Origin of the sequence: Burkholderia pyrrocinia (genome assembly GCF_018417535.1) — a bacterium.
Taxonomy (GTDB): Bacteria; Pseudomonadota; Gammaproteobacteria; order Burkholderiales; family Burkholderiaceae; genus Burkholderia; species Burkholderia pyrrocinia_E.
In genome coordinates, this window is record NZ_CP070979.1 from 50,760 (window position 1) to 75,876 (window position 25,117).

The following is a 25,117-nucleotide window of genomic DNA, read 5'->3' on the forward strand; positions in this document are numbered from 1 at the left end:
GTGACGCGCGGTTATTCGCCCGCCACCGCAGTCCGGTCTTCCTTGCGCTGAACGACGATCGACGACCACACGGCCGCGGCGATCATCGCCGCGCCGATCAGGCCCGTGACGACTTCGGGCACATCGAACTTCACGCCGAGGAACATGATCGTTGCGAGCGCACCAATCGCCCAGAACGCGCCGTGTTCGAGATAACGGTACTGCGCGAGCGTGCCCTTCTTCAGCAGCACGAGCGTCATCTCCCGGATGTAGGCCGCGCCGACGCCGAGGCCAAGCGCGATCAGGAAGATGTTGTTCGACAGCGCGAACGCACCGATCACGCCGTCGAAGCTGAACGACGAATCGAGCACTTCGAGATACATGAACCCCGCGACGCCTTCGCGCACCACGCGCGTGCCCGTCTCCTCGCCGCCGACCAGGTCGCCCACGCCGTGCGCGATCACGAAACCGATCACGCCGAATGCGCCTGCGAGCAGGAAGCTGACCTGCTCGGCCGCCGGCACATGGAACGACGCGACGATCACGATCGCGAGCGTCAGCGCCACCTCCAGCGCCGTGATGCGGCCGAGATGGCGCATCGGGCCTTCGAGGAAGCCGATCCAGTGCTCGTCCTTCTCGGTGTCGAGCATGAACTTGAAGAACACCATCAGCAGGAACGCGCCGCCGAACGCCGACACCTCGTGATGCGCGGACGTCAGCACCGCCGCGTACTTCTCCGGCGATTCGACCGCGAGCGTCAGCGCGTCCCACAGGCCGATGTGGCCGATCACCGCGACGATCAGCAGCGGGAACACGAGCCGCATGCCGAACACGGCAACCGGCAGGCCGAACACCATGAAGCGGTTGCGCCACTTCTCCGACCAGTTCTTGAGCACCGATGCGTTGACGACCGCGTTGTCCAGCGACAGCGAAATTTCGAGCACACACAGGACCGCGACGATCAGCATGTCCTTCACGCCGCCGAGGAGATAGGCCGCGACCAGCGCGAGCACCGTGAGCGACAGCGGGATCTTGAAATCTTTCAACATGATGGGGTAATCGAGTTCTGAAAAATGAGCGTGCGGGCCGCGCTTACTTCGCGCGCACCCAGTCGCAGAATTCCTGCGTGATCAACTGTTCGTAGATCTGTTCGTCGCTGACGTCGAGCGATTCGAGATGCAGGAAGCCGACGTTCGGCATCTCGTCCGCGACTTCCGCGAGGAAGCCGAATTCGCTCGGATCGCCGACGCCGACGAGCGACCAGTACAGCGGGAAGTGCTGCGACTCGGCCAGCAACTGGCGCACGCGCTTGCGGTCGTTCTTCGGGTTCTGGCCGTCGGTGACGAACAGCACCCATGCGGGCAGATGGCCGTTCGCCGGCGCGGATGCGGCCGGCGCGGGCGTTTCGTCCGCGCCGCCGAACAGCCGGCTCAGGAAGCCGCGCTTTTCCTCGCGCTTCGGCGCCGGCTCCGGCGCGCGGAAGAAGAAGTCGACGATGTCGTTCATCACCGGCGCGTACTGCGTGCCGCCCCACTTGTCGATCCGCGCTTCGAGCACGTAGTCGGAGATGTACGAACCGTAGTTGTCCGGCGTCGCGGTCGGCAGGCGGTCGTAGCCTTCGGTGAAGGTCCACGTGTCGACTTCGCCGTTGTCGTCGAACTTCAGTGCAATGCCGAGGATCCGGTCGTGCGTCTCCTGGATCACGCCCGACTGGTAAAGCGGCTTCGCGGAGCCCGAGATGTCGAGCGCCGCGCCGACGCGCACGACGGGCGGCTTCAGGATCTGGCGTTTTTCGAGGACGATCGCGACCTTCGCCGCGCGTTTCTCAAGCGTAATCATGCGGTGTTCCTCAATGGTGCTTCGGAGCGAATCGGGTGATCAGGTCCTGTTCGAGCTGGCGCAGGCGCGGTGCGTCCTGCTCGCGCTGGCGCTTGCCGTCGGCGATGATCTGCGTGATGTCGTCGAACGCGCCGAACAACTGCTGCTGCGCATATTCGAACGTGTCGGTCGAGATCACCGGGCGCTGGCCGAGCTTCGCGACTTCCTGCGCGTTCTGGCGATTCAGGTCGGCCTGCGCGCGGATCGCCTCGTCGGCCGCGTCGTACGTCGCGTTCGCGAGCGCCGCCGCGCGCTTCGTGCTGAGCTGCTCGAGGTAGAGCGCGAACGCGTTGGTCCACGCGGGGATCAGCACGGTCTTGATCGTCATGAATTTCGACGTCAGCGTGCGTTTCTGGTCCTGCTCCATCCGGATCTGCGGCGCGAGCTGCTTCGACATCAGCATCGCGCGGTCGAGGTCGTCGAGCTTGCTCTCGAGCGCGTCGACCTTGCGCTTCACGTCGAGCAGGCGCTGCGCGCCGAACGCGTCGTCCGGCTGCTGCTGGCCGGCCGCGAGATGCGCGCGCAGCGTCGCGAGCGCCGTTTCGCCGTGCGCCTTCGACTGCGCGAGCGCTTGGTGCAGCGCGTAGTTGTCGTTGTACATCCGCTCGAGCTCGTCGATGCCGGCCTTCTGGCGCTGCGCATGGTTTTCCAGCTCGACGACGAGCGTGTCCATCCGCTTGCTCACCGACTCGTACTGCGACAGCAGCTTCTCCTTGGTCGAGCGGAACAGCCGTGTGACCTGCGTGAGCAGCCCGCCCTTGTCGACGCCGCGCGGGTCGAGCCCCTTCGCGGTTGCAATCAGTTCGTTGAGCTTGTCGCCGAACTGGTCGGCATCCGACGCGCGGACGCTGGCGAGAATCTGCTGGGAGAAGGCGGCGATGCGGGTACTTTGGGCCGCGCCGAGTAGGTCGATTTCCACAATGGAGATCGGATGCGCCGCCGGCGCGAATCCGGTTGATGCAATGGCGGGCAGGGAAGGTGAGATCGAAGAGTGATCGTTGACCGTGTCAGGCTTCTTTTCGTCGAATAAGGGTTTCATGTGTTTCTGACACGGTTCCTTTGGTATCGCACGTTGATGTGTGTGAATGGCCGGCACCCACGATTTTCGGACTGCGCGACAACGGTCGCGCGACGATTTGACAATAAGCGTGCTGATTACGCTGCGTCAAGCAAGGTGACCGATCGAAATGTCAGGGTATGTCAGGCCCGCATCGTTCGTTATTCGGAAGGTTTCGTAAAAATAGAATGGTGCCGGGCGAACTGATCCATGCTTTTCCCATGACACTCTCTGACACTGCTGCGACGAAGGTAAATTAACGTAACCATCGAGGCTATCTGCGTACAGGAACGATTCTCTGCGGACGCAAAGGCATGCGGTCGCGCATCATGAACAATTTTTTCAATCTGTTGACGAATTGCGCAATGAAGCGCTTTCGTATCGTCATCCTTATGTGGGCGATTTTATTGAGCCGTATGGCATGGGCTGCGGACACCATGCAGTTTGGGCTTGACCCTGCCTCGATTCCACGGACAGCAAGAAGTTTGATAGCAAGCGTGAGGCCGGTAAGCGAGCCGCCGACGATGATGATTCGCGCGTGAGGTGCATTCACGACGGCACCTCATGAGATTTTTCTGCCGAGGGCCGTAAGCGAACTCGTCGAGAGGAAGAATTCTTTGGATAGGGAACGAACCCGAGCATGGGCTGCGGGACTCGTTCTATCGCGCGACTACGGCTGCGGTCGCCAGGGTGGGGCTCGGGCGTCAGGAAATGCTTGCGCCGAGGGCCGGAAAGACATCGCTGAACAACAACCCGATCAACTGTTGCCCAGCAGGTGTGGACCAGTCTTGTGCGATCTCCGCCATGAGCGTATTGGTAGCAGTGAGCACAACACCTGCGTCATGCATCCGCTGCCGCGAAAACTCTTCGGAAAGATCGCTGGGCGAGCCCGACGCGTCCATCACAGCCTGAACGTTGAAGCCTTCGAGCGCAGCATCGATCGACGGGAAGATCAGGCAGACATCGGTGGTAACACCCGCCATGATCAGGTTCTTCCGCCCGGTGGCGAGCACGGCATCGCGGAAGTCCGGGTAGGCCCAGGCATTCACCACGCCGGGGCGCTTGATCCGGGCCGCGTGCTCCTGCGGCAGGATTTGGGCGATCTCCGGAAGAATCGGACCTTGGGCATGGTCTTCCTGGCTCGACGTAATGACGACGGGCAGGTTCAGGATCTTCGCCATCTTGGCCAGCGCGATCGACTGCTTGACTGCCAGTTCGTGATCGATATTCTTGATCAGCTTCATCGTGCCAACCTGATGGTCGATGAGCAGCAAGGCGCTATTTTCGGCCGTGAATCGTTCAACCTTCATTAAGACTCCTTCATTTTTGATAGGGCATAAACCCTGGAAGTTTGGGCAGCTCTCACAGGCTTCCCAGATCGCCACGGTGATACGCAGCGGTTGCGGCGTTCAGGCTCTCCTGGCTCGCGAAAGCCATGGGGCCATTCGAAAGAACGGGTTGATGCAACGGGCGGCCGATGAAAACCGCGACCTTGGCTCCGCCGGGTTTTCCGACGAGCTTGAATGTCGTCGCTTCGCTCGCAGCAGGAAGGATTGGAACCCCGAGGTTGTCCAGTCCGAAGGTCTGTCCATCCAGTTCCGCATTGCCAAAGATCGGCATGACGAAGGCCTGATGCCCTGCGGGCAACGGAACGTCCAGCGCCACGCCAGCGTCAAGCGAAATATCCAGCAATGTGACGTCGGTCGGCGGCACCAGCGGGGAGTGCACGTCCCCGAAGTTGCCCAGGGGAACGCGAATCCGCACGCCAGGTTGCTGCGCCACCGGCACATCTCGAGCCGGCAGGGTCAGTGCGAATGGTGCGGCTTCCTGACGCTCTCGAGGTAGATTCACGAAAATCTGCAGAAGGTGGGTTGTACTACCCAAAACGGCAGGGTTCTCTTCATGGACCACACCACGCCCGGCTGCCGTCCAATGCAGGCCGCCTGGCTCGATCAGCACGCTGTTGCCCAACGAATCGCGGTTGGCAATACCCGTCTCCGAATCAAGGAACAGATAGGTGACCGCGGAAAAGCCAGCGTGTGGATGCGGCGGAAACGTTGGTTCGCTCATCCACGCATGGTCGACCCCCATGAAGGGATCAAGTAGCGCCTGATCTGCGCCGTGGAGGCGGTATGCCCGGAAATGGCTTCCGCGATTCGCGCGTTGCATGCGGGCGGTGGTGGTCATGATTGGCTCCTCAGGCTGCTTCGGCAGCCAGCGTGGGATAGTCGATGTATCCCTTGGCGGTGGGCGGTGCAAAGAACGTATCGCGGTCAGGCGAGTTGAGGGCGGCGCCTTGGCGGAAGCGTTCCGGCAGGTCCGGGTTGGCAAGGAACGCGCTGCCGAATACCGTGGCATCGGCCTGGCCTGCGTCGAGCACGGCTTCGGCACTCTCCTGCGTCAAGCCGCTCCCGATCAGGTAGGCGCCATCGAACAGGGGGCGCAGCAGCGCGTGGTAGTCGACCTTCGTCCCGAACAGGGCGACATGCAGATAGGCCAGGCCCAGTCCGCGAAGTTTGTCGACGAGATAGGTGTAGGTTTCCTGCGGCGCTGCATCCGTGATGCTGTTGTAGTTCATCTCCGGAGAAATCTTGATGCCGACACGGTCCGCCCCGGCTTCGGCGACCATCGCGTCCAGCACCTCGAGCACGAAGCGGGCTCGGCCCTCGACCGAACCACCGTATTGATCGTGGCGCTGGTTGCTTCCCGACGACAGGAATTGTTCGGGCAGGTAACCAGATGCACCATGCAGTTCGACACCGTCGAAGCCAGCGTCGATTGCGCGGCGGGTGGCTTGGCGATACTGATCAATGACGCCGGCGATCTCACTCAGGCCCAATGCGCGGGGTGTGACGAAGTCGACCTGGCCGGCGGGCGTCCAAGCCTGGCCTTCGGGTTTGATGGCAGACGGGGCGACTGGCGTGGCGCCATCGAGCAACGAAGGATGCGAGACCCGACCGCAATGCATCAACTGCATGAAGATGCGCCCGCCACGAGCGTGAACCGCCTCGGTCACCTTCTTCCACGCGGCGACCTGGGCGTCGGTCTCGATGCCCGGCGTATGCACGTAGCCCTTGCCCATGGCGGACGGAAACACGCCTTCCGAGATGATGAGACCGGCGCTGGCGCGCTGCGCGTAGTACGTGACGGTCATGTCGCTGGGAACACCATCGTCGCCAGCGCGGGACCGGGTCATCGGGGCCATCACAAGGCGGTTCGGCGCGACATAGCGGCCAATGCGAACAGGGGTGAGAAGCTTGCTCATGTTTTTTCCTTGAACGTAGTAGGTGCGCAAACGTGGGTCCCAAGACCCTCCTGCCTGCCGTCTATCCCGACACGGTGAGGCGATGTACGTATTCTGGATTGCTTTTCCTGAGGGATAAAGATGGTAAATTGGCGATCATTGATCCATAAATGGCGCAATAAGCATGGAACTGTTGAATGACATGGCCTTGTTTGTCGAGGTGGCCCATATACGCAGTTTTCGTGGCGCGGCGGAGGTCACGGGCATACCGAACTCGACCATCTCGAGGCGTATCAATGCCTTGGAGAAGGCGATCGGCCTGCGGCTTTTGCATCGAACCACGCGAAAAGTGGAGTTGACGGAGGCCGGCCAGCTTTACTAAGAGCGCTGCAAGCGGATCGTCGACGAGGCGAAGATCGCTCATGAACAGTTGGGCGAAATGCTTGCGCAGCCGAGCGGCACCTTGCGGGCATCGCTGCCAGTCGACTTTGCGACGATCTACATGGCGCCCCTGATCGCCGAGTTCGCGAGCCGATATCCGGGAATTACCTTTGACTTCGACCTAACCCCGCGGCGCGTGGACCTAGTCACCGAGCCATTCGACGTTGCGATTCGTATGGGCGAGCCGACGGAGTCAAATCTCATTGCGCGCCTGTTGGCTCGATTGTCAGTGCAGGTCTATGCCTCACCGCGCTATCTCGAACTTTCTGGCGAACCGTCCCATCCTTCGGAACTGACAGGACACGAGTGCATTGGCTTTCCCAAAGCGGGAAAGTGGACGCTCCAGCGAGGTGAGGAAACCGTTGAGGTCGAGGTCGGAGGGAGGTTTCAGGTAAACAGCGTTGGCATGTTTCGACGATTGGCGACGCTGGACCTGGGCGTGGCCCTGCTGCCGGTGGAGATGGCCGAGGAAGATTTGGCAGCCGGCCGCCTGCGGAGAATTTTGCCCGAATGGCAGGCGAGAGCGACCCCGGTCTATGCGCTGACCGAAACCCGTTTGCTACCTGCGAAAACCCAGCGGTTTATCGAGTTTCTGCGAGAGCGGCTAGGTAAGGGAAATTGAGCATTGGTGTGTTTTGGACGCATTCGCCTCGAGGACACGGATAGGGTACAAGCCGTGCAAATTATCGGGTTTCGGCTGGCATGGAGAAAATCGCGTGGATCAAGGTCCGTTGTCATGCGGATGGCGGACATTACCGCCGGTCCCCTAGAGGACCGCTTCGGGTCGGTTTGAGCCGGTCGCGGGCCGCCGGGATCGCAGCTGGCCGAGTCCGGCTGTAAGTCGGTCAATCAAGATGAACGTATAGAGATAATGGCCTGTTCCTACGATGCTCCTTGGGTCAACCCGCTGTCCTCAATATGGCGAGAGTGCGTAATCATCGTCAGGATAGCGTGTCTCCTCAGCCGGAGTCGGCGCCATGTCGGAGGGACCGGGCATGTCTGCGATGACATGCGCGCCTGTTAGCTCAGCCTGTTGGCTCAAGTTCGTGACGTGCGGAGAGGGTACCGCGCAGCCGAACAGTGCAAGCGATGTAGCTGCGATCACTACCAGTCGGAACCGGCTGTAGCATTTTTCGTCTTTCATATCGAAAGCTATCGGTTTTTGGTGGGGCCTTAATGTATGACATCAACCAATATTTTTCGATCGATTCCTGGCTGATTACGCCTGTGGCGGAGAGTTTGTCAGAGTACTCGCGATAGACCAGCTCCGATGTCAGAAAATGCAAAAAACTGTTCCCTCGGCATTTTCTTTCCTCGGATCGATTGTTGACGTTCTAGGCACGGAGATCGAGTGTCCCTTACTGGCCGAGCCCGGTCGGCGGCCATTGGGGGAGGCGGCCGACCGGCGGAAGCAACCCGTTTCGGCCAGTGAGTTTTCTCAGAAGCGGCCGTTCATATACCAAAATCGTTGGCCACCACCCTGCGATGACTGTTGTTGTGCCAACTCGTTAGAACGGAGTTAAAAAATCATCTTTGCACACGTTATTTGCGTCTGTTTGAAGATTTTCTACGGCAGAGCCTTTTTCATATCTTTTGATTATCTCCTGTTGCCTGTCTTCTGGTAGGTTGACTCCGGGGACGTCCCGAGCCCCCTTGCGCGCGAGCCTAAAGAAGAGAAGATCCGTTGCCTCAAAGTCCCCCCCTTCCGATGCATCAAGAAGCAGTTGAGTGGTTGTGGGGTTCAGCATCGTCTGATCCTTGGGGGACGCGTTCCAGTAATCGTACTCTGCCAGCAAATACTGGGCGTGCGGCTCACCCAGTGCGGCCGCCTGTTTCAGCGCGGCCAGATCAGCCGCTGTCTTGGGTTGCCCCCGGTTGCTCTCCAGCGCGCCCCCGCGACAAACTGAGTAAGTCAGGGCGGGCGGATAGCCAGCAGCAATGGCCTTGTTCAAATATTCATTCGATTTATCCAGAACCGGCCGCGCGTTTGCCTGTACTTCCTCGTCGTAATTTGGCCTGAAGGGCGGTTCCTTGAAGGCATTGTCATTGATATGGAGTTCGTATTGTTGATGCCAAACACGCGCCATATTAAGCTGGGTGGAAGGATCGCCCGCCAAAGCTTGGGGGTCATATCTCTCAATCATCCGGCGCAGGAGCACAGCATTGCGTTCTCTTTCGGCTTTCCAGGCTAATTTTTCTTCCTTTGTGGCGTGAGGTGGCCCCCCGGCCATCAGCATCGACGGCGAGCAGCCATTCAAAAACAGAACAGAAATCACTAAAGAGAAAGTGATCGCAGAACTTAATAAAAAAGCACGCATCCGGATTCCACCGCTAAAAAATTTAAAGACACCAATACGCCTCGTCAGGTTAAGTAAACGATAGATTGTCAGCTATCTAGTTCACGATTTCGAATGTCCGCAACTGGCCGAGGCTGTGTGAAAACGCATGCTGAATGCGACGTTATAAAAAATCAACCTGTCAGATCGCCTCCATCGCTGCATCGCCTGCGCGGCGGACGCATTGATTGGTGTTCCTCACATTCCAAGGTGTTCCGGATTCAGGCGAGCGTGCATTTTCACACATTCATCTGATGTTTAATCGATACCCAGACTTTCAGAACGGACCTGACATGTCCTGACAATTTTTTGAGGGTTATTCCGCTACCTTCCGGTTTTGTACACGCAACGAATACGCGACCCCACGAGAGGACTTCGCCGTTGCACGTGACAAGGGGAGGTCGGCAAGGTGTGATCCGGTCGGCATGAGTAAATAACAGTCGCATCAGGCTTTCGCCTGCATGTGAGGGGAAGGTACGTCATGAAGAATCGTTGGAATCTGATCGAGCCGAACAGGCAGTTTCCGGCCGCGCGTACGCGGGACGCCGTGGAGAAGGATCGGCGCAGCGCGGGATCGGCCGCGCCGTTCACGCTGCTCGCCATGGCGGTCGCCGTCGCGTTGACCGCCCGCCCGCATGTCGCGCACGCGGCGGAACCGGGCGAGTGGCCGGTCCAGGAGGCCAGGGCGCCGGCGCTGAAGGGGCTCATCGTCGTGTCCCGCGATCTCACGAAGGCCACGTCAGCCGCTGCCGATATGCCGCCGCCCGCAAGCGCCACCGGCGATGCTTGCGCGGGTGCGAGCGCATCGCCGGCGCCTGCCGCAGACCCGGCCCAGCCGAAGGAGCTCGATGGCGCCACGCTGCGCGAGGACCTGAAGCGCACCGGGCCGATCTCGATCGGCCCCGGCGTGCCGGTCGACGATCAGGCGGAACTCAAGGCGTTGCTCGAGCCGACCCTCGGCACGACGATCGGCCCGGACCTCGTGAAGTCGATCACGCAGAAGACCGTGGCCTACCTGAACCAGCATTCCGGCACGCTGGTCGACGTGTATTTCCCGCCGCAGAACTCGCCCGACGGCTACCTCGTGCTGGTCGTCGCGCCGGCGCGGCTGGGAAAGGTGGTCGCGAAGGGGCAGCAGCACACCGACGGCCAGGATCTTGCGTGCCACATCCAGCTGCGGCGCGGCGACCTCGTCAATACGAAGGTCATCGCGGACGATCTCGCATTCCTGAACCGTAATCCGTGGCGCCGCACCGATGTGGCGTTCGCGCCGGGCAGCGCCCCGGGCGAGACGGACGTCGTGCTGACCACGGCGGACCAGCGTCCGGTACGTGTCTACGCGGGGCTGAGCAATGCCGGCACGCGGCTGACCGGGCTCGGCCGCTATACGGTCGGTTTCAACTGGGGCAGCCCGTTCGGCCTGTTCGACCACCAGTTCGACTTCAGCTATACGCAGGCAGATAGCGCGCGTCGTTTCAATCAGGAGTCCGTCGGTTATACGTTGCCACTGGCCAATCACGACACGATCGCGTTGCGCGGCAGCCTGTCGCACACCGACGTGCCGCTCGAGGATGGGCAGTTCGAATCGCGCGGCCGCAACGCGATCCTGAGTGTGGAATGGTCTCATCCGCTCGGGATCAACCCGCTCGATCCGTTCGGCACGTATCCGGAGCTCTATGCGGGCCTCGAGTACAAGCGCATCGGCAACACGCTGGCGTTCGGCGAGGTGCCGATCTCGAACGCGGTGCCGGAGGTGTTCCAGGGCTATGTAGGCTATCGCGGCGGCTGGTCGGATCGGTGGGGCCACAACGATATCGACGGGCGCTTCACGTATTCGCCGGGCAATCTGTTCGGCTGGAACAACGACGAGACGTTCGACGCGTCGCGGCCGGGCTCACGCTCGCGCTACGCGCGCGCGAACCTCACCTACGACCGCTACATCGGATTGCCGCGCCAGTGGCAGTTCCATGCGCGCGTGGCCGGCCAGTTCACCAACCAGCCGTTGATCGCGAGCGAACAGTTCGACGTGTCGGGTTCGTCGGCGGTGCGCGGCTATTACGAAGACACGCTGGTGACCGACCGTGGCGTGGTGCTGAACCTCGAGGTGCAGACGCCATACGTTCGCGTGCCGCTCGGCACGACGGAAGGCATCGCGCAGGGCGTGGTGTTCGCCGACCTGGGCCGCGGCTGGCACAAGAGCGAAATGACCGACGCCGATCTGCGCAAGATCGGCACGACCTTCAATCTGGCGAGCGTCGGCGTCGGCGCGCGCTTCAACGTGAACCCGTACGTGACGCTGCGCGCGGACGTCGGCTGGCGGCTGAGCGCGCTGGACGGCTCGCGCGGCGGCGCGATGGCCCATGTGTCGGCCGTCATTGCCTACTGAGGCTACCGAGCCTACCGAGAACAAGGAAATCCATCATGCTGACCATTCAACCCCCGTTCGGGTACCACTCGCTCAAGCCGCTGAATCGTGCGGATCATGTCCGGCTGCTGCAGCCGGGCGAATTGCCGCCGTTCGCGCGCGAGTCGCAGATCGTGCCGCTGAGCTTCAGCGAAGTCGTGGCGGCCGCGTGGCATTACCCGATCGTGTTCCTGCACGATGCGCAGACGGGCGGGCATACGCTGGCTGCGCTGCTGGGGCTCGCGCAGAACCACAACGCGTTCGGCGGCGACGCCGGCTGGGAGGCGGGGGCATACGTGCCGGCCTACGTCCGGCGCTATCCGTTCTGCATGGCGAGCGTGAACGTCGACGGCAAGGCCGATCCCGATCTGCTGGTGTGCGTCGAGGCCGATCGTGCATCGGCCGAGGGGGTCGACGGCGCCGAGCAGTTGTTCGATGCGGAGGGTCAGCCCGGTCCGCGATGGGCGGCGATCGAGGCGTTCCTGAAGGAATACGAAGCGGACCTGGCGGCAAGCCGCGCGTTCACGCAGCGCCTCGCGGAACTCGATCTGCTCGAGCCGTTCACCGCGAATATCGTGCGGCCGGGGGACGCGGGCCAGTGCACCGTCGGCGGTATGGTGCGTGTCAACGAGGCGCGCCTTGCGGCGCTCGACGCGGAGACTGTCGCGTCGCTGCACCGGAGCGGCCATCTGAGCCGCATCTATATCCATCTCTTCTCGCTGCAGCGCTTTTACCGCCTTATCGAGCGTGAGGCCGAACAGGGTATCTACGCGGCCTCGACGCCGGCTGAAGAGGCGAAAGACGTGGAGTCCGCCGCGGCCCCCACCTGCTGAGCACACCGCTTCCACGTCACAGCAGCAACGCCAGAAAAAAACCAAGGAATACGCCATGAACAACCGTCAGAGCAGCCGTGATACCGCACGCCCCCCTCAGGCCGAGTCGAGCCGTCGCGGCGCCACATCGCCGCGCTATGGGCGCCGGACCATTCGCAGTGGCTTCACGCCGCTCGTGCGTGAGCTGTCCGTCGCATTCGTGCTGACGTTCGGCGTGGGCGCGCCGTTCGCGTGGGCGGCGCCGCAGGGCGGGCAGGTGGTGGCGGGGGCGGCGGGCATCGCGCGCAACGGCCCGCTGACGACGATCCAGCAGCAGTCGCAGCGGGCGATCGTGAACTGGCAGTCGTTCGGCGTGAACGCGGGCGAGACGGTGCGCTTCGCGCAGCCGGCGACGAACGCGGCGATCCTGAACCGCGTGACAGGTGCGTTGCCGTCGAACATCAACGGGCTGGTTCAAGGCAACGGCAAGGTATTCCTGGTGAACCCGAACGGCATCGTGGTCGGCGCCAATGGCGTGATCAACGTGCAGGGCGGATTCGTTGCGTCGACGCAGAATCTGTCGGACACGGCGTTCATGCAGGGCGGGGCGCTGACGCTGTCGGGCGGCACCGACGGATCGATCCAGATTCTCGGCAAGATCAGCGCACCGGACGGCGACATCACGATCGTCGCGCCGAAGGTGGCGGTAGGCAGCGGCGCGGCACTGGAAGCGGGGCGCGCGGTGCAACTGATCGCGGCGAGCACGGTGACGCTGAGCAATGGCCAGTTCACGGTGATCCCGCAGGCGGGGGACGCGGGCGAGCTGACGGTGGACGGGGTGGTGAGCGCGGCCAATGCGCAACTGGCGGCGGCGAACAACAACCTCGGGGCGCTGGCGATCAACACGAGCGGCACGGTCCGCGCGACGGGCACCCAGACGAACCCGGACGGCAGCGTGAGCATCGTCGCGCAGGGCGCGGGCGGCAACGTGAAGGTGGGCGGCACGGTCGCGGCGCGCCATGCGGACGGGACGGGCGGGAGCATTGTGGTGAGCGGTGCGAACGTCAGCGCGACGGGCGCGACGCTCGACGCCAGCGGTACGCAGGGCGGAACGGTCTCGATCGCGGCCGACACAGCACAGGGCACGGCGCTGGTCACGGACAGCCGTATCAGCGCGACGGGCGACAGCGCGGCAGGCGGCCTGATCGGCATCACCGGCTGGCACACGGGCCTGATGGGCCAGACGACGGTCGACGCGAGCGGCGCAAGCGCCGGCGGGACGGTGCTCGTCGGCGGCGGGATGCATGGTCAGGACAGCCGTATCGCGAACGCGACGGCAACGACGATCGGCAGCAACGTCGTGCTGCGCGCGGACGGCACGCAGGGCAATGCGTCGGGCGGCGAAGTGGTCGCGTGGTCCAACGACACGACGCGATTTGCCGGAACCATCGGTGCGACGGGCAGCGGTACGGGCCATGGCGGCAATGCGGAAGTGTCGGGCGCGGGCACGCTCGACTATCGCGGCTTCGCGGATCTTGCCGGCGGTGCGCTGGGCGGTGCGTTCGGCACGCTGCTGCTCGATCCGACCGATGTCACGATTCAGGCTGCGGGGCCGGATAGCGGCGCGACGTGGAGCAGCGGGACGGCGGACTTCTCGTCGTCTGGTGGAACGTCAGTGATCACGACGGCGACCTTGCAGTCGCAACTCGCAGCGGCGAGCGTCACGATCGACAGCCACAGTGGCACGGGCGGGAACGGCGACATCACGGTCAATGACGCGATCGTGATTCCGAATGCGCGCAGCCTGACGCTGAACGCAGCGCGCGACATCAACCTGAATGCGGACGTCACGACGAACAGCACGGGCTCGCTGTCGGCCTTCGCGGCCTATGCGGCGCGCGACATCAACGTCAATACGGCGAACATCGGCGGCACGTCCGGCGTGTCGAACGTCGTGCTGATGAGCGGACAGACGAGCGCGCCGACGACGGCGACGCCGACGGTTGCGTTCGGTACCGTCGCGCCGGGCGCCGGGCAGGTCAATTTCAATTTCGCGGGCGGGACCAACCTGCAAGCGACACAAAACGTGATCGTCGTGACCGGCTGCTCGACGGCGTGCTCGCTGTCGAGCACTGACACGGCGCTCACGACATCCGGCACGTCGACATATCTGTCGAGTGCACCGGATCTGTCGATCAACGGCGGCGCCGGCGCGAATCACGTGAACGTGAGCGGCGGCGGGGCGATGTATTTCGGCGGCTTCCGCGACATCAGCGTGGATGGCGCAGTGTCGGGTTTCGTTGCCAGCGGGAATGCAGGGGGTATCACCGGCGGCACGTCCATGGCGTCCAGTCTGGTACCTGGCGCCCTCTTTTGGGACGGCATCGGGCTTTACGCGCTGCGCGACCTGACCGTCAATGCACCGATCACGCCGGGCGATTTTTTCGAATCGGTGCAACTCAAGAGTGAGCGCGATATCAACCTCAACGCCGATATCACGTCGACCTATGTGCTTGCTGCCAATGCGGCACGCAACATCAACGTGACCGCGAGCACACTTGAAGGCGGCGCGGGCTATACGCTCGGGAAAACGTTGCCGGCGGGCGTCTACCTGCTTGCAGGACAGCGGGCCTTGACCTCGACTGACAATGCGCTTGCCGCCACCGTGAACGATGGCTATGGCGGCTACTCGAGTAATATCGGCTCAATCTACTTCAACCGGACAAGCAGCCCTACGCTCCTCAAGAGCGATACCGACCTGGTCGCAATCTCGGGCTGCACGACGACCACGAATTGCGTGCCTTCACAGCGGACCGACTTTCTGCCGGCCAATGTGTTGCTGGAATCCAGTGCGGGAACGAGCGGGCCAGTCGCCGGAAGCATTTATGTCGGCGGATTTCATAACATGACGCCGGAACGATGGGATCCGGTTGCTGGCGCCATCGCCGGCACGCTTTCGGCAAGCGGCGATATTTCATTTAATGCGTTCGGCAATCTGACGCTTAACGAAACGACGCTGACGGCGGGCAACTCGCTGCAGTTGCTGGCTGCAGGCGGGAATTATGACGACCCGACACCGATCTCCGGCTCGACGCTGGCCGATTACGCCGGCATTGTCTACTTTACGCAGCCGAACATCCTGCTCACCGCGACGGACTACGTCGACATCCGGTCGGGAACGGATGGAACCGGCACGTCGCTCGGTGCGACCGGCGGCACGATGCCGGGTGGCGGCGCGTACACGACCGGGCGAACGAACCAGGCGCGACCGTATTTCAACTCCGTATCGAATCCCAATCAGGTTGTGATTCGTTACGGCTCGTCGGCAAATGCGCTGAACGGCGCTTTGACTATCGATGGCTTCCTGAATACCGTTCTTACGCTGCAGAACAATGACGGTTCGGCTGCGACGAACCTGACCACCAACGGGATCAACATCGTTTCCTACGGTGACGTCGTCATCCCGCAGCACTATATTCGCGCGTTGAATGGAGCGTGGGTGGACATTGAGGCGGGCGGCAATGGCGCCAATGGCAACTTTAGCCGCGGGCTCGTCGGTCAGGTGAAACTGACTGATGCAAGCCCGGTTGTGCAGGGCGGTGCAGTTTTTCTGGAATCCAGTTCTGATGCGACGGGGCGGCATCTCGATTTTGCAGGCGGAACGGGATCGCTAACGAGCGGGTATGGTACCGGTGGCCCGATCCTTCTCCAATACGACCCGGGTTTGACGAGCTTTGCGCTTTTGGAGGTTACTGGTTTCAAGAATACGCCGATCTACGTGTTCAGCGGTTCAGCAACCCCCACATTAGCCGGTTTCGATCCGAATGTGTCGTTGTCGTTCGACAGCGGGCGAGGTAATTTTTGGTCGAACGTCACGGCTTTCGGGAACGTGACCTTCGAAAATAACAAGCTCACCGGTATGGGTAACGGCACCGGCGGGGTATTTGACTACGTGAGCCTGAACGTTGTGGCCGGCCAGGGTGGCGCCGCCGATTCTGGCGGCGTGTTGCAATTTGCCCAGCCGACCACGATTTCTGGAGGCTTCAATCGCCTGATATTGAGCAATAATGCCGCCGGACTGTCGACCGTCGCCGGCCAGGACCTCACGAATGTGACGTTCGGACCGATCGGCATTATCCCGACGTCGCCGTTGACCGCCTCGATCGACGGGACGACCACGACGCTTGGCGTGCCGGTCACCGACACGGTCGACGGAATCAATGTATTCGGCCAAGGGTTTGCCTTGCTCGGCTTCCGCAACGTCGACCTGAACTCGACGGGCAACGCACCGCTCAGTTTCCGGAACTTGACCATCGCTCCGAACGGCAACTCGCAACAGGGCGACATCAACATCAATGAGGACATCTACGTCAGGGGGGCGCTGACCCTGTACGGAAGCAGCATCAATACCGGAAGCAACATCATCGGCAGTCTTGCGCCGGCTGGGGAGAGCTATTCGCCGAGCTTCACCGCGACCGGTCTCGCGACCGCGTGGGGCGGTACCGCGAAAAACAGCACCATCAATACGTCGAGCAAGGACAATGTCTTTTCGACCGGGATGCAACTGAGCAACGTCGCCGCCGGCACCACGATGACGATCAATGATCGCGACACCGTCATCATCAGCAGCTTCGGCGCGTCGACCGATCAGGGCAACATCGTCGTCAACGCGCAGGGCGACATCGGCATCAACGGCAGCATCGCCCGTACCGGCGCAACCAATCCGGCCAGTTTTACGTTCAACGCCGGCAAGGATTTGAGCAGCATCTTCAGCGGTTATGACGCGTACAACCAGGGCACGGTGAGCTCGCTGGTTCAGGAGGAGAATCTCGACGGCGGCAAAGGCGCCGGAGTGACGTTCTTCCTCGCGCCGGTCGAGCGCGTGGTGCCGATCTATACGCCGGTCGGCGTGTTGAGCCTCCAATCGACCAACCCGGGCGGCACCGACTATGTCGCACCGAGCGATCCCGGCTGGAACGCAACGCATACGCAGTACACGATCAGCAGCAGTTCGCCATCCGATCTGCTCAAGTTCTTCGCTGTCGGGACGGTCGTCACGCCGGGGCAGGTCGTGGTCAGCAATGCGGTCTGGTTTTTCGACCAGGCGTACGTCAAATCCACGCTGAACAACGGTGCACAGGTCTACGTTGTGACGGGCTACACAACGTCGACGGCTCCGCAGACGCAGTTCACGTCGCTCGGCTTTGGCGTCAATACGCTGTCGAACACTGTAAACAACGGTGGGACCGGTGGCACGGTCACGACGACGCTCAATCGCACGTCGTTTGCGGTATCCGGCGACAACCCGGTCGTCGATGCATTGGTGACGCCCGCCGGCGATCCGGTGGCGGGCACCTATGCGCTCGGTCTGGGCCAGCAGTTCTACGTCGCGGCAGGCGGCAACGCGACCTATCCGGATGCGTCATGGGACGTGCGCGTGACAGGTCCTGTCACCGTGCAGACGCAGCTCGGCAACATCATCATCAAGTCCGGTTCGACTTATGCGGATACCTATCAGGGTTTCCACACCATGGGCGACACGGCGGACGTGCATTTGTCGTCCAATGTGCCGCCAGCGGGCCAGGGCCTCGGCCATCCGGCGAACCTGCAAGAAAACCTGGTCACGCAAACCGTCAACGGCAACATCCTGATCGGCGGCTATCGCGACATCGTGGTGCAGAACGCGGGCACCGTGCAGCCCACCGGCACCGGCTCGATCAGCCTGATCGCGGGTCGCGACCTGCTGCTCAATGACAATATCGGCGCGACTGGCGCGACCGGCACGCTGACGCTGGGCGCCGGCAACATGATCGAGCAGGCGGCTGGCAAGACCATCACCGCCAACAACCTGGTGCTGGTGACCGGCCGCGGCACCGACAACCTGAACACCGACGTCAACAACCTGGCCGGCTATCTGCAGATGCCGAGCGCGGCGTATACCGGCGCGTTGGCGGGCGGCACGACGGCGACCGGCACGATCGAGGTGACCAACGACAAGGCGCTCAACATCGTGTCGAACATTCCGGTCAATCCGGTGACCGGCGCGGTGACGTTTACGACCAACGGGCCGGTGTTCGCCGATCCGACGGTGACGCCGCTTCAACCGGTCGGCTTGACCACGTCGACGCTCGGCGGACCGATTGCGGGTTCGGTCGAGCTGACCACGACGTCGGGCGACATCAACGTCGCGGCGCCGGTGACGACCACCAACACCGGCGGCGAAATCAACATCCGCTCCGATGCGGGCAACGTCGCGCTCGGCGCGAATGTCACGACCACCGGCAATGCGTTCATCGAGGCCAACCAGGCGATCACCGATACCGCCGGCACGCTGACAGCAAACGCGGCCGTGCTGACAGCGGGGACGACGATCGGCACTGCGGCGAACCCGGTCAATACCGCGGTGAACACGCTGGCGCTGGTTGCCGGGGGCAACGTCTACGACACCAATGCCGGGGCGCTGACGGTGGCCGGACAGACGACGAACAACGGCAGCCTCAACGTGCAGAGCACGGGCGGCACGATGACGGTCGGCTCGGTGTCGCTCGCGCCGACGATTCTGAACAACGCGCCCGGCGCGACGATCACCGGCATCAACGCCAGCGGCAGCGGCGCGGTGAACCTGACGGCTACCGGTACGACGAGCGATATCGTGTTCGACGCAACCGCACGCAGCGGCACGGGCACGGTTACGGCCACGGCGGGCGAGAACATCGTCAACGGGATGGCGGCGCTCGTGCCTGGCGCCAATGGCAGCGGCAGTTCGAACCTCGATGTGGCGACGGCGGGCAACGTCGTGCTGAACGCCGGCAACACGATCGGCGGCGACGGGGCATCGACGATCGATCCGGTCTCGGTGTGGAGCGGCGGCAATATCAGCGCGACATCGGCAGGGACAACGGGCGCGGCCGGCACCTATCTCGCGGTCCTCGATACGACCGGTGCGGTTAACGTCGGCGGCTCTTCGGTCAGCATCAATTCCGGCAAGAACATCGACGTGACCGCGGTGACGAGCACGACGGCAGGGACCGGCAACCTGGCCGTTACCGGGCCGGTCGCCGCGCAGAACGCGGGCTACGTACGACTGGCGGCGGACCGGAACGTCGCGGTGCAGAGCGCGGTGTCGACTACGGGCACCGGCGACGTGGTGGTCACGGCCGGTCTGGGCGGCACCGGCAGCGTCACGCAGACGGCCGGCGGCACGCTGTCGACCGGCACGGGCGAGATCAACGTGAAGGCCGCGAACGGCATTACGTTCGGCGCGAACGCGACGACGGGCGGCAACATTGTGGTGCAGGCGGGCGATGCGATCGCGCAGGCGGGCGGCACGCTGGCGGCGAGCGGCGTCGCGCTGGAGGCCGGCACGACGATCGGCATGGCGGCCAACCGGATCAACACGGCCACCAACACGCTGGCGATGACGTCGACGGGCAGCGAATACGTATCGAACACGGGCGACCTGACATTGGGCGCGAAGACGACCGGCAACGGGACGATCGATGTCACCAACGCGGGTGTGCTCACGGTCGGCTCGGCGTCGGTGCTGACCGGCATCGCGGTGCCGGGCCTGACCGGCGGCATCACGACGGTCGCACCGGGCGTCGCCGTCACCGGCGTGACAGCCAACGGCAGCGGCAACGTGAACCTGGCGGCGACCGGCGCGACGGGCGACATCGTCACGACGCAACCGGTTAGCTCGGGCACGGGCAACATCGCGATGACGGCCGCGCGCAACGTGACCGACACCGCAACGGGCTCGGTGTCGACGGGCGGCAGCGGCACGATCGGCGTGACCGCTCAGACAGGCAGCATCACGATGGCCGATGGCGCGTCGTACACGACGGCAGGCGGCAACATCACGGCCACCGCGGCGACCAACATCGCGCTTGCGCAAGCGACGACCGGCAGCAACACGGTCGGCACCGTGACGCTGACGGCGGCCAATGGCGCGATCAGCAATAACCGTACGGCGGGCGCGAACAACGTGACGACCGGCACGCTGAACGCGACGGCAGCGACCGGCATTGGCTCGGGCACGCTGGACAGTTCGACGGCGCTGACGACCGACATCGCGACGCTGGGCACCAAGGTGACGGGCGCCGGCGACGTGGTGATCGACAACACCAATGCATCGCTGCTGACGCTGGGTAACGGCACGCTGACCAACAGCGCGGCCAACGGCAATGTGCGCGTGGCGACGGCGGGCGCGGTCACGACGGGCAACAGCGTGTCGGCGAGCAACACGGTGCAACTGGTCGCGGGCGACGTGAAGGGTACGCTCGCGAACGACGTCGGCGCGGTGACGCTCGCCAACAACGTGACGGCGAACACGCTCGACGTCAATGCGGGCGGGCTGGTGCAGCAGACTGGCGGCACGCTGAACGCGGCCACGACGCTGGTCGACGCGACGCGCTATACCAGCGGGTCGGACGCGACGCTTACCAACGGCAGCGGCACGCTGACGGAGAACGGCTCGTCGGTGACCGGCAACTACACGATCACCACCGCCGGCACGCTGAACCAGACGGGCAACACGACGGTCGGCGGCAACCTGACCGAGAGCGGCTATACCGGCGGCACGGTGTCGGGCACGGTGACGGTGGGCGGCAACTACAACGGCGTCAACACGTTCTCGGGCAGCGGCAGCGTGACGACGGGCGGCAGCAACAGCACGATCAACGCGAACAGTGCGACGACGGGCGTGGTGGTGGCGAGCGGTGCGGGTCCGAACTTCGACCTGTCGAGCGCGAACCTGGGCAACAGCACGAACATCACGGTGGACCTGCGCGGCCAGAGCGCGACGGTGACGGGCAACACGCCGTCGATCCTGCTGAACGGCGCGACGGGCGGCAGCAACAGCCTGGGCACGGTGACGGTCAAGACCGCGAAGCCGGTGACGGTGGCGGTGACGCAGCAGGACTACAACCTGACGCAAAGCGCGGCGATCGACATCGGCGCGCACACGCTGACGGTCAATGCGGTGGCGGGCAGCGCGAGCAGCGCATCGCTGCAGGCGAGCCCGGGCACGCTGACGCTGCCGGGCCAGTCGACGCCGATCGACTACAACGCGGCGAACAACACGCTCAACGGCGGCAACGGCAGCCGGATCGTGCTGAACAACACGGGCAATGCGATCGGCGGCCTGACGATCCTGAACGGCGAATCGGCGAACGTCGTGACGAGCGGCAATCTTGCGCTCGGCAACGTGACGGTGAACAACGGGCTGTCGGCGACGTCGACGACGGGCGCGATCACGCAGACGGCGGGGACGTCGGTGGTGGCACGCACGCTGGCGCTCAATGCCGTGAATGGCATCGGCACGGCGGCGACGCCGATCGCGTTCAACACGGTCGCCGCGACGGCGGCGGGTGTGACGCCGGTGCTGGCGACTAGCGATGGCTCGGGCAGCACGTCGGTCGCGACCACCGGCCAGGTGCAGCTGGGTGGTCAGGTGTACCAACCGACCGATACGTCGAGCACGACGGCCGCGACGCTGACGAGCGCAGCCAACGGCACCACCGGCGGCGATCTGACGGTGCTGGCGGCAGGGCCGGTCACCACCGGTGCGACGGTGACCACCGGCGGCAACGGTGCCATCGACGTCGGCACGACTGCCGGCTCCATCACGCTGTCGAACATGGTGACGGCGGGGGGCAGTGGTTCGATCGAGCTGACGGCGGCGACCGGCATCGCGGTGAATGCGGCGGTGAGTTCGACGAGCGGCGAGATCAATGCGCTCGCGCAAGGTGGCGACGTGGCGCTGGGCGCCAATGTGAGCACGACCGGCAACGCATTCGTGCAGGCAAGCGGCGCGATCACGCAGAGCGCGGGGACGTTAACGGCCGACGGCGCGGTGCTGGCCGCGGGCACGACGATCGGCTCGAGCGCGAACGCGATCGACACCAGCGTGAACACGCTGGCGCTGGTGAGCGCGGGCGATGCATACGCCAGCAACGACAAGGCGTTGACGGCGGCCGCACAGACGAGCGCCAACGGTAACGTTGGCATCACGACGACGAGTGGCGACCTGACGGCGGGCAGCGTGAGCCTGACGCCGGGTGTCGTCAACAACGCGGTGGGGGCGAACCTGTCGGGCGTGTCGGCGAACGGCACGGGCAACGTGACGCTGACGGCGGCCGGCACGGGCAGCAACGTGGTGCTGGACCAGAGCGTGACGAGCGGCAGCGGCACGGTAACGGCGAGCGCGACGCAGGACATCGTGTTCGAGAACGCCGCGCAGATCGTAACGACGGGCGCGGCAGTCCTGGCCGCGGGCGACAACATCACGAACGCGACCGACAACACGGCGGTGCAGATCCAGGCGGCGAGCGCGACGCTGACGGCCGGCACGAACATCGGCAGCGGCGTGATCGACAACGGCATCACCGGCTCGACCAACGCGAGCGAACTGCATCTGAACGTGGCGAGCCTGCAGGCGAACGCAGGCGGCGACGCGACGTTGTGGAACCAGGGCGCGACGCTGCTGCAGACGTCCGGCGCGGGCGGTTACTTCGGACTGAACGGCGGCGGCCCGATCGCGCAGGCGAGCGGCGCGACGCTGTCGGCGGGCTCGGCGGAGTTCGATACGACGCGCGATACGTCGGTCGGTCAGGTGTCGCTGCAGAACCAGGGCGATCTGTCGATTGCCGCCGCCAACTATGTAGGCGGCGACTACACGGCGACGTCGCAGAGCGGCAACGTCACCCTCGCGAGCGGCGCCGCACTGAACGTGAACGGCAACGTGACGCTGTCGAGCGGGGCGGGCAAGACGGTGAGCGCCGATCCGACGCACATCGCGAGTTCGGGCAACGTGGTGCAGAACGGCACGACGACGAACGTCGGCGGGGCGATGACGCCGCTGGTGACGATCGACCCGGTGACGAAGACGGCGCTGGTCAGCGCGCAGGGCGCGGGGGCGGACTTCGTGCTGACGCCGGCGCTGGTCGCACAGCTGAACGCGGCGGGCGTGACGACGGTGACGGTCGACCTGGGCAACACGGTGACGAGCTACTCGGTGGCGTCGTTGGCGGGGGGGGCGATCACGGTGGCGAACGCGAACAACGCGGTGACGGGCGGCTGGACGGTGCGCACGGGCCCGTCGGCGATCGCGACGCCGACGCAGCAGCAGCGGGACTACAACCTGACGGACACGGCGGGCCCGGTGGATTTGGGCACGGCGAATCTGATCGTGAACGCGGCGCGCGGCACGGACTTCGCGTCGGGGAGCACGCCGAGCACCGTGGCAGCGGTGAACGACGCGGCGAATACGGCGGCGGGGTTCAACGCGGCGCAGGGCAGCAATGTGACGCTGACGCAGACCCGTACGGCGAGCGTGGACGTGCGCGATGCGTACAACGTGTCGGTGACGTCGCCGGGGAACCTGAACGTGTCGTACGTGAAGGCGAACAACAATGCATCCCTACTCGCCGGGACGGCCAGCAGCGGCAACCTGAATATCAACGGCCCGGTCAACGTAGGCGCCGACCTGATCGGTGTGGGCGGCAAGGACGTGACGATCGCGAGTGGCGCGGCGGTCGCGGCGAACGGCAAGGTGACGCTGGTAGCGGACGAGACGGCGGGGACGTCGAGCGGGCCGGGGTGGTTCATCAACCGCGGGAGCATCGCGTCGGGCTCGCGTCAGGTAGCGATCTATGGGGTGTCTGGAGTGGCGCCGGACGGTTATACGGCGCCGGCAAGCCAGGTGATTCTCGGGAACATCGATGGCCTGTCGGCGGGCACGTCCGTGGACAACTGGGCCACGGCGTACGACAACACCAGCAACGGCGCGCTGTATGCGGCGGGCACGGGCAAGTTCAACGGCGTGCAGGTTTGGTACAAGGCGCCGCTGACAAAGGTGGCTGCGGCCAAGCCTGACGCGGGGCCGGCGGTGCCGCAGACGACGGATACCGTCTCGAACACGGAGCGCGACTGGCATGTGCGCGACGCGGAGCCGCCGATCATCTCGGCGGGCTTCTCGGCGCGAGCCGATTGCGGTCGCGGGACCTATGCGGGGGGCGGCAAGTTCACGCAGGCGGGCGGCGTGGAATACGACATCGGCGTGCCGACCTTCATGAACACGGCGACGCGTCAGTTCGGCGTGGTGCGCGGCGCGCGCCGGAGCGAAGCGGCGGCTGGCGCGATGAACGGCGATTGCGCGGAAGGGATGGTGACGGCGGCGCTGCACCCGGAGCGCTTCACGATCAGTGCGGATGCGCTGTTCGCGTTCGACAAGTCGTCGACATCCGACATGCTGGCGGCCGGGCGTGCGGCACTCGAACGGTTCGCGGCGGGGCTGCGCGATGCGTACGAGAGCGTGACGTCGATCACGGTCACCGGCTACACCGACCGTCTGGGTTCGGATAGCTACAACCAGCGGCTGTCGGAAGCGCGGGCGGAGACGGTGCGCGCGTATCTGGCGGCACATGGCGTGCAGGCGGGCAAGATGAAGGTGCTGGGTCTCGGCAGGCGGGAACCGGTGACGCACGACTGCCCGGCGGGCCACACGCCGGAGGTGATCGCCTGTCTGCAGCCGGATCGCCGCGTGACGATCGACGTGGTGGGGCAGAAGCGCGGCGCGGGGCAGGCGCCCGTGCTCAAGGCATCCGAGCCGGCCGGCGGGCGCGATCTCGAACTGAGTTCGCTCGACTGAGCGCGAGCGCATCGTCGAGGCGGCCTCGCGGCCGCCTCGGTGAGCCGGAGATGCTTCAGGAGGGCACAAGAATCGGCGTAAGCGTTTCGCGGGAGGACTGCCTGTGAAGCCTGGAGCGAAGCGGGGATTGTGGATGGTTGATAAACGGATCGCATAACAGGGAACATTGCATACCCGCGGTCGTGGAAACCGTAGAAGACGCCCACGCGAAAGGGCAACGCCAGGTGATGGCGAAAAAGTTGCGCGGGAGACGATTGGTTGGCGATTCGCGCGTTGAAGATGAACTCCACAAACCGCTTCCTCCTTGAAACACACGC

The 25,117-nt window shown here is 64.1% G+C and carries 11 protein-coding genes and 1 pseudogene; 4 read left to right on the forward strand and 8 right to left on the reverse strand.

Features of this window, described 5'->3' with window-relative positions; translation table 11 throughout:
- Window positions 1-11 precede the first annotated feature (11 nt).
- The 7 genes from JYG32_RS33240 to JYG32_RS33270 all read right to left on the reverse strand — a co-directional run bounded on the left by JYG32_RS33240 (window position 12) and on the right by JYG32_RS33270 (window position 6,179).
- Entirely contained in the window at window positions 12-1,028 is a 1,017-nt protein-coding gene (locus JYG32_RS33240) for a DUF475 domain-containing protein (RefSeq protein ID WP_174384519.1), read from the reverse strand.
- Window positions 1,029-1,071: 43 nt separating this feature from the next.
- Window positions 1,072-1,818, reverse strand: coding sequence for a VWA domain-containing protein (locus JYG32_RS33245; RefSeq protein WP_174384518.1), 747 nt, complete (start codon window positions 1,816-1,818; stop codon window positions 1,072-1,074).
- 10 nt (window positions 1,819-1,828) lie between these two features.
- The gene (locus JYG32_RS33250; RefSeq protein WP_213267932.1) at window positions 1,829-2,896 is read right to left on the reverse strand and encodes a toxic anion resistance protein; all 1,068 of its coding nucleotides are present in this window, start codon (window positions 2,894-2,896) and stop codon (window positions 1,829-1,831) included.
- 292 nt (window positions 2,897-3,188) lie between these two features.
- Window positions 3,189-3,467 (reverse strand): hypothetical protein, encoded by a 279-nt coding sequence (locus JYG32_RS33255; protein WP_174379039.1) that lies wholly within the window; start codon window positions 3,465-3,467, stop codon window positions 3,189-3,191.
- 151 nt (window positions 3,468-3,618) lie between these two features.
- The gene (locus JYG32_RS33260) at window positions 3,619-4,224 is read right to left on the reverse strand and encodes an isochorismatase family protein (RefSeq protein ID WP_174379038.1); all 606 of its coding nucleotides are present in this window, start codon (window positions 4,222-4,224) and stop codon (window positions 3,619-3,621) included.
- A 52-nt stretch (window positions 4,225-4,276) separates the two neighbouring features.
- Window positions 4,277-5,101: a pirin family protein gene (locus JYG32_RS33265; RefSeq protein ID WP_213267933.1), complete on the reverse strand. Its 825-nt coding sequence runs from the start codon at window positions 5,099-5,101 to the stop codon at window positions 4,277-4,279.
- Window positions 5,102-5,111: 10 nt separating this feature from the next.
- Entirely contained in the window at window positions 5,112-6,179 is a 1,068-nt protein-coding gene (locus JYG32_RS33270) for an alkene reductase (protein ID WP_213267934.1), read from the reverse strand.
- Between the two features lie 163 nt (window positions 6,180-6,342).
- Between JYG32_RS33270 and JYG32_RS33275 the strand changes: the two are divergent.
- Window positions 6,343-7,221: pseudogene (locus JYG32_RS33275) on the forward strand (LysR substrate-binding domain-containing protein).
- An 886-nt stretch (window positions 7,222-8,107) separates the two neighbouring features.
- On the opposite strand, the gene JYG32_RS33280 reads toward JYG32_RS33275, so the two are convergent.
- Window positions 8,108-8,917: a hypothetical protein gene (locus JYG32_RS33280; RefSeq protein WP_213267935.1), complete on the reverse strand. Its 810-nt coding sequence runs from the start codon at window positions 8,915-8,917 to the stop codon at window positions 8,108-8,110.
- A 499-nt stretch (window positions 8,918-9,416) separates the two neighbouring features.
- Between JYG32_RS33280 and JYG32_RS33285 the strand changes: the two genes are divergently transcribed.
- Genes JYG32_RS33285 through JYG32_RS33295 form a run of 3 tightly spaced genes read left to right on the forward strand, consistent with a single transcriptional unit; the run spans window position 9,417 to window position 24,800 of the window.
- Window positions 9,417-11,321 carry a ShlB/FhaC/HecB family hemolysin secretion/activation protein gene (locus JYG32_RS33285; protein ID WP_213267936.1) on the forward strand — a complete coding sequence of 635 codons (1,905 nt, stop codon included), beginning with the start codon at window positions 9,417-9,419 and terminating at the stop codon, window positions 11,319-11,321.
- A 35-nt stretch (window positions 11,322-11,356) separates the two neighbouring features.
- Window positions 11,357-12,172: a SapC family protein gene (locus tag JYG32_RS33290; RefSeq protein ID WP_213267937.1), complete on the forward strand. Its 816-nt coding sequence runs from the start codon at window positions 11,357-11,359 to the stop codon at window positions 12,170-12,172.
- A gap of 55 nt (window positions 12,173-12,227) precedes the next feature.
- Entirely contained in the window at window positions 12,228-24,800 is a 12,573-nt protein-coding gene (locus JYG32_RS33295) for a filamentous hemagglutinin N-terminal domain-containing protein (protein ID WP_213267938.1), read from the forward strand.
- The last annotated feature ends 317 nt before the right edge of the window (window positions 24,801-25,117 follow it).

Excerpts from the sequence above, each read along its gene's own strand:
- JYG32_RS33265 (WP_213267933.1), bottom strand. The coding sequence starts at position 5,101 with ATGACCACCACCGCCCGCATGCAACGCGCGAATCGCGGAAGCCATTTC.
- JYG32_RS33280 (WP_213267935.1), bottom strand. The coding sequence starts at position 8,917 with ATGCGTGCTTTTTTATTAAGTTCTGCGATCACTTTCTCTTTAGTGATT.
- JYG32_RS33245 (WP_174384518.1), bottom strand. The coding sequence starts at position 1,818 with ATGATTACGCTTGAGAAACGCGCGGCGAAGGTCGCGATCGTCCTCGAA.
- JYG32_RS33290 (WP_213267937.1), top strand. The coding sequence starts at position 11,357 with ATGCTGACCATTCAACCCCCGTTCGGGTACCACTCGCTCAAGCCGCTG.
- JYG32_RS33240 (WP_174384519.1), bottom strand. The coding sequence starts at position 1,028 with ATGTTGAAAGATTTCAAGATCCCGCTGTCGCTCACGGTGCTCGCGCTG.
- JYG32_RS33270 (WP_213267934.1), bottom strand. The coding sequence starts at position 6,179 with ATGAGCAAGCTTCTCACCCCTGTTCGCATTGGCCGCTATGTCGCGCCG.
- JYG32_RS33250 (WP_213267932.1), bottom strand. The coding sequence starts at position 2,896 with ATGAAACCCTTATTCGACGAAAAGAAGCCTGACACGGTCAACGATCAC.
- JYG32_RS33295 (WP_213267938.1), top strand. The coding sequence starts at position 12,228 with ATGAACAACCGTCAGAGCAGCCGTGATACCGCACGCCCCCCTCAGGCC.
- JYG32_RS33260 (WP_174379038.1), bottom strand. The coding sequence starts at position 4,224 with ATGAAGGTTGAACGATTCACGGCCGAAAATAGCGCCTTGCTGCTCATC.
- JYG32_RS33285 (WP_213267936.1), top strand. The coding sequence starts at position 9,417 with ATGAAGAATCGTTGGAATCTGATCGAGCCGAACAGGCAGTTTCCGGCC.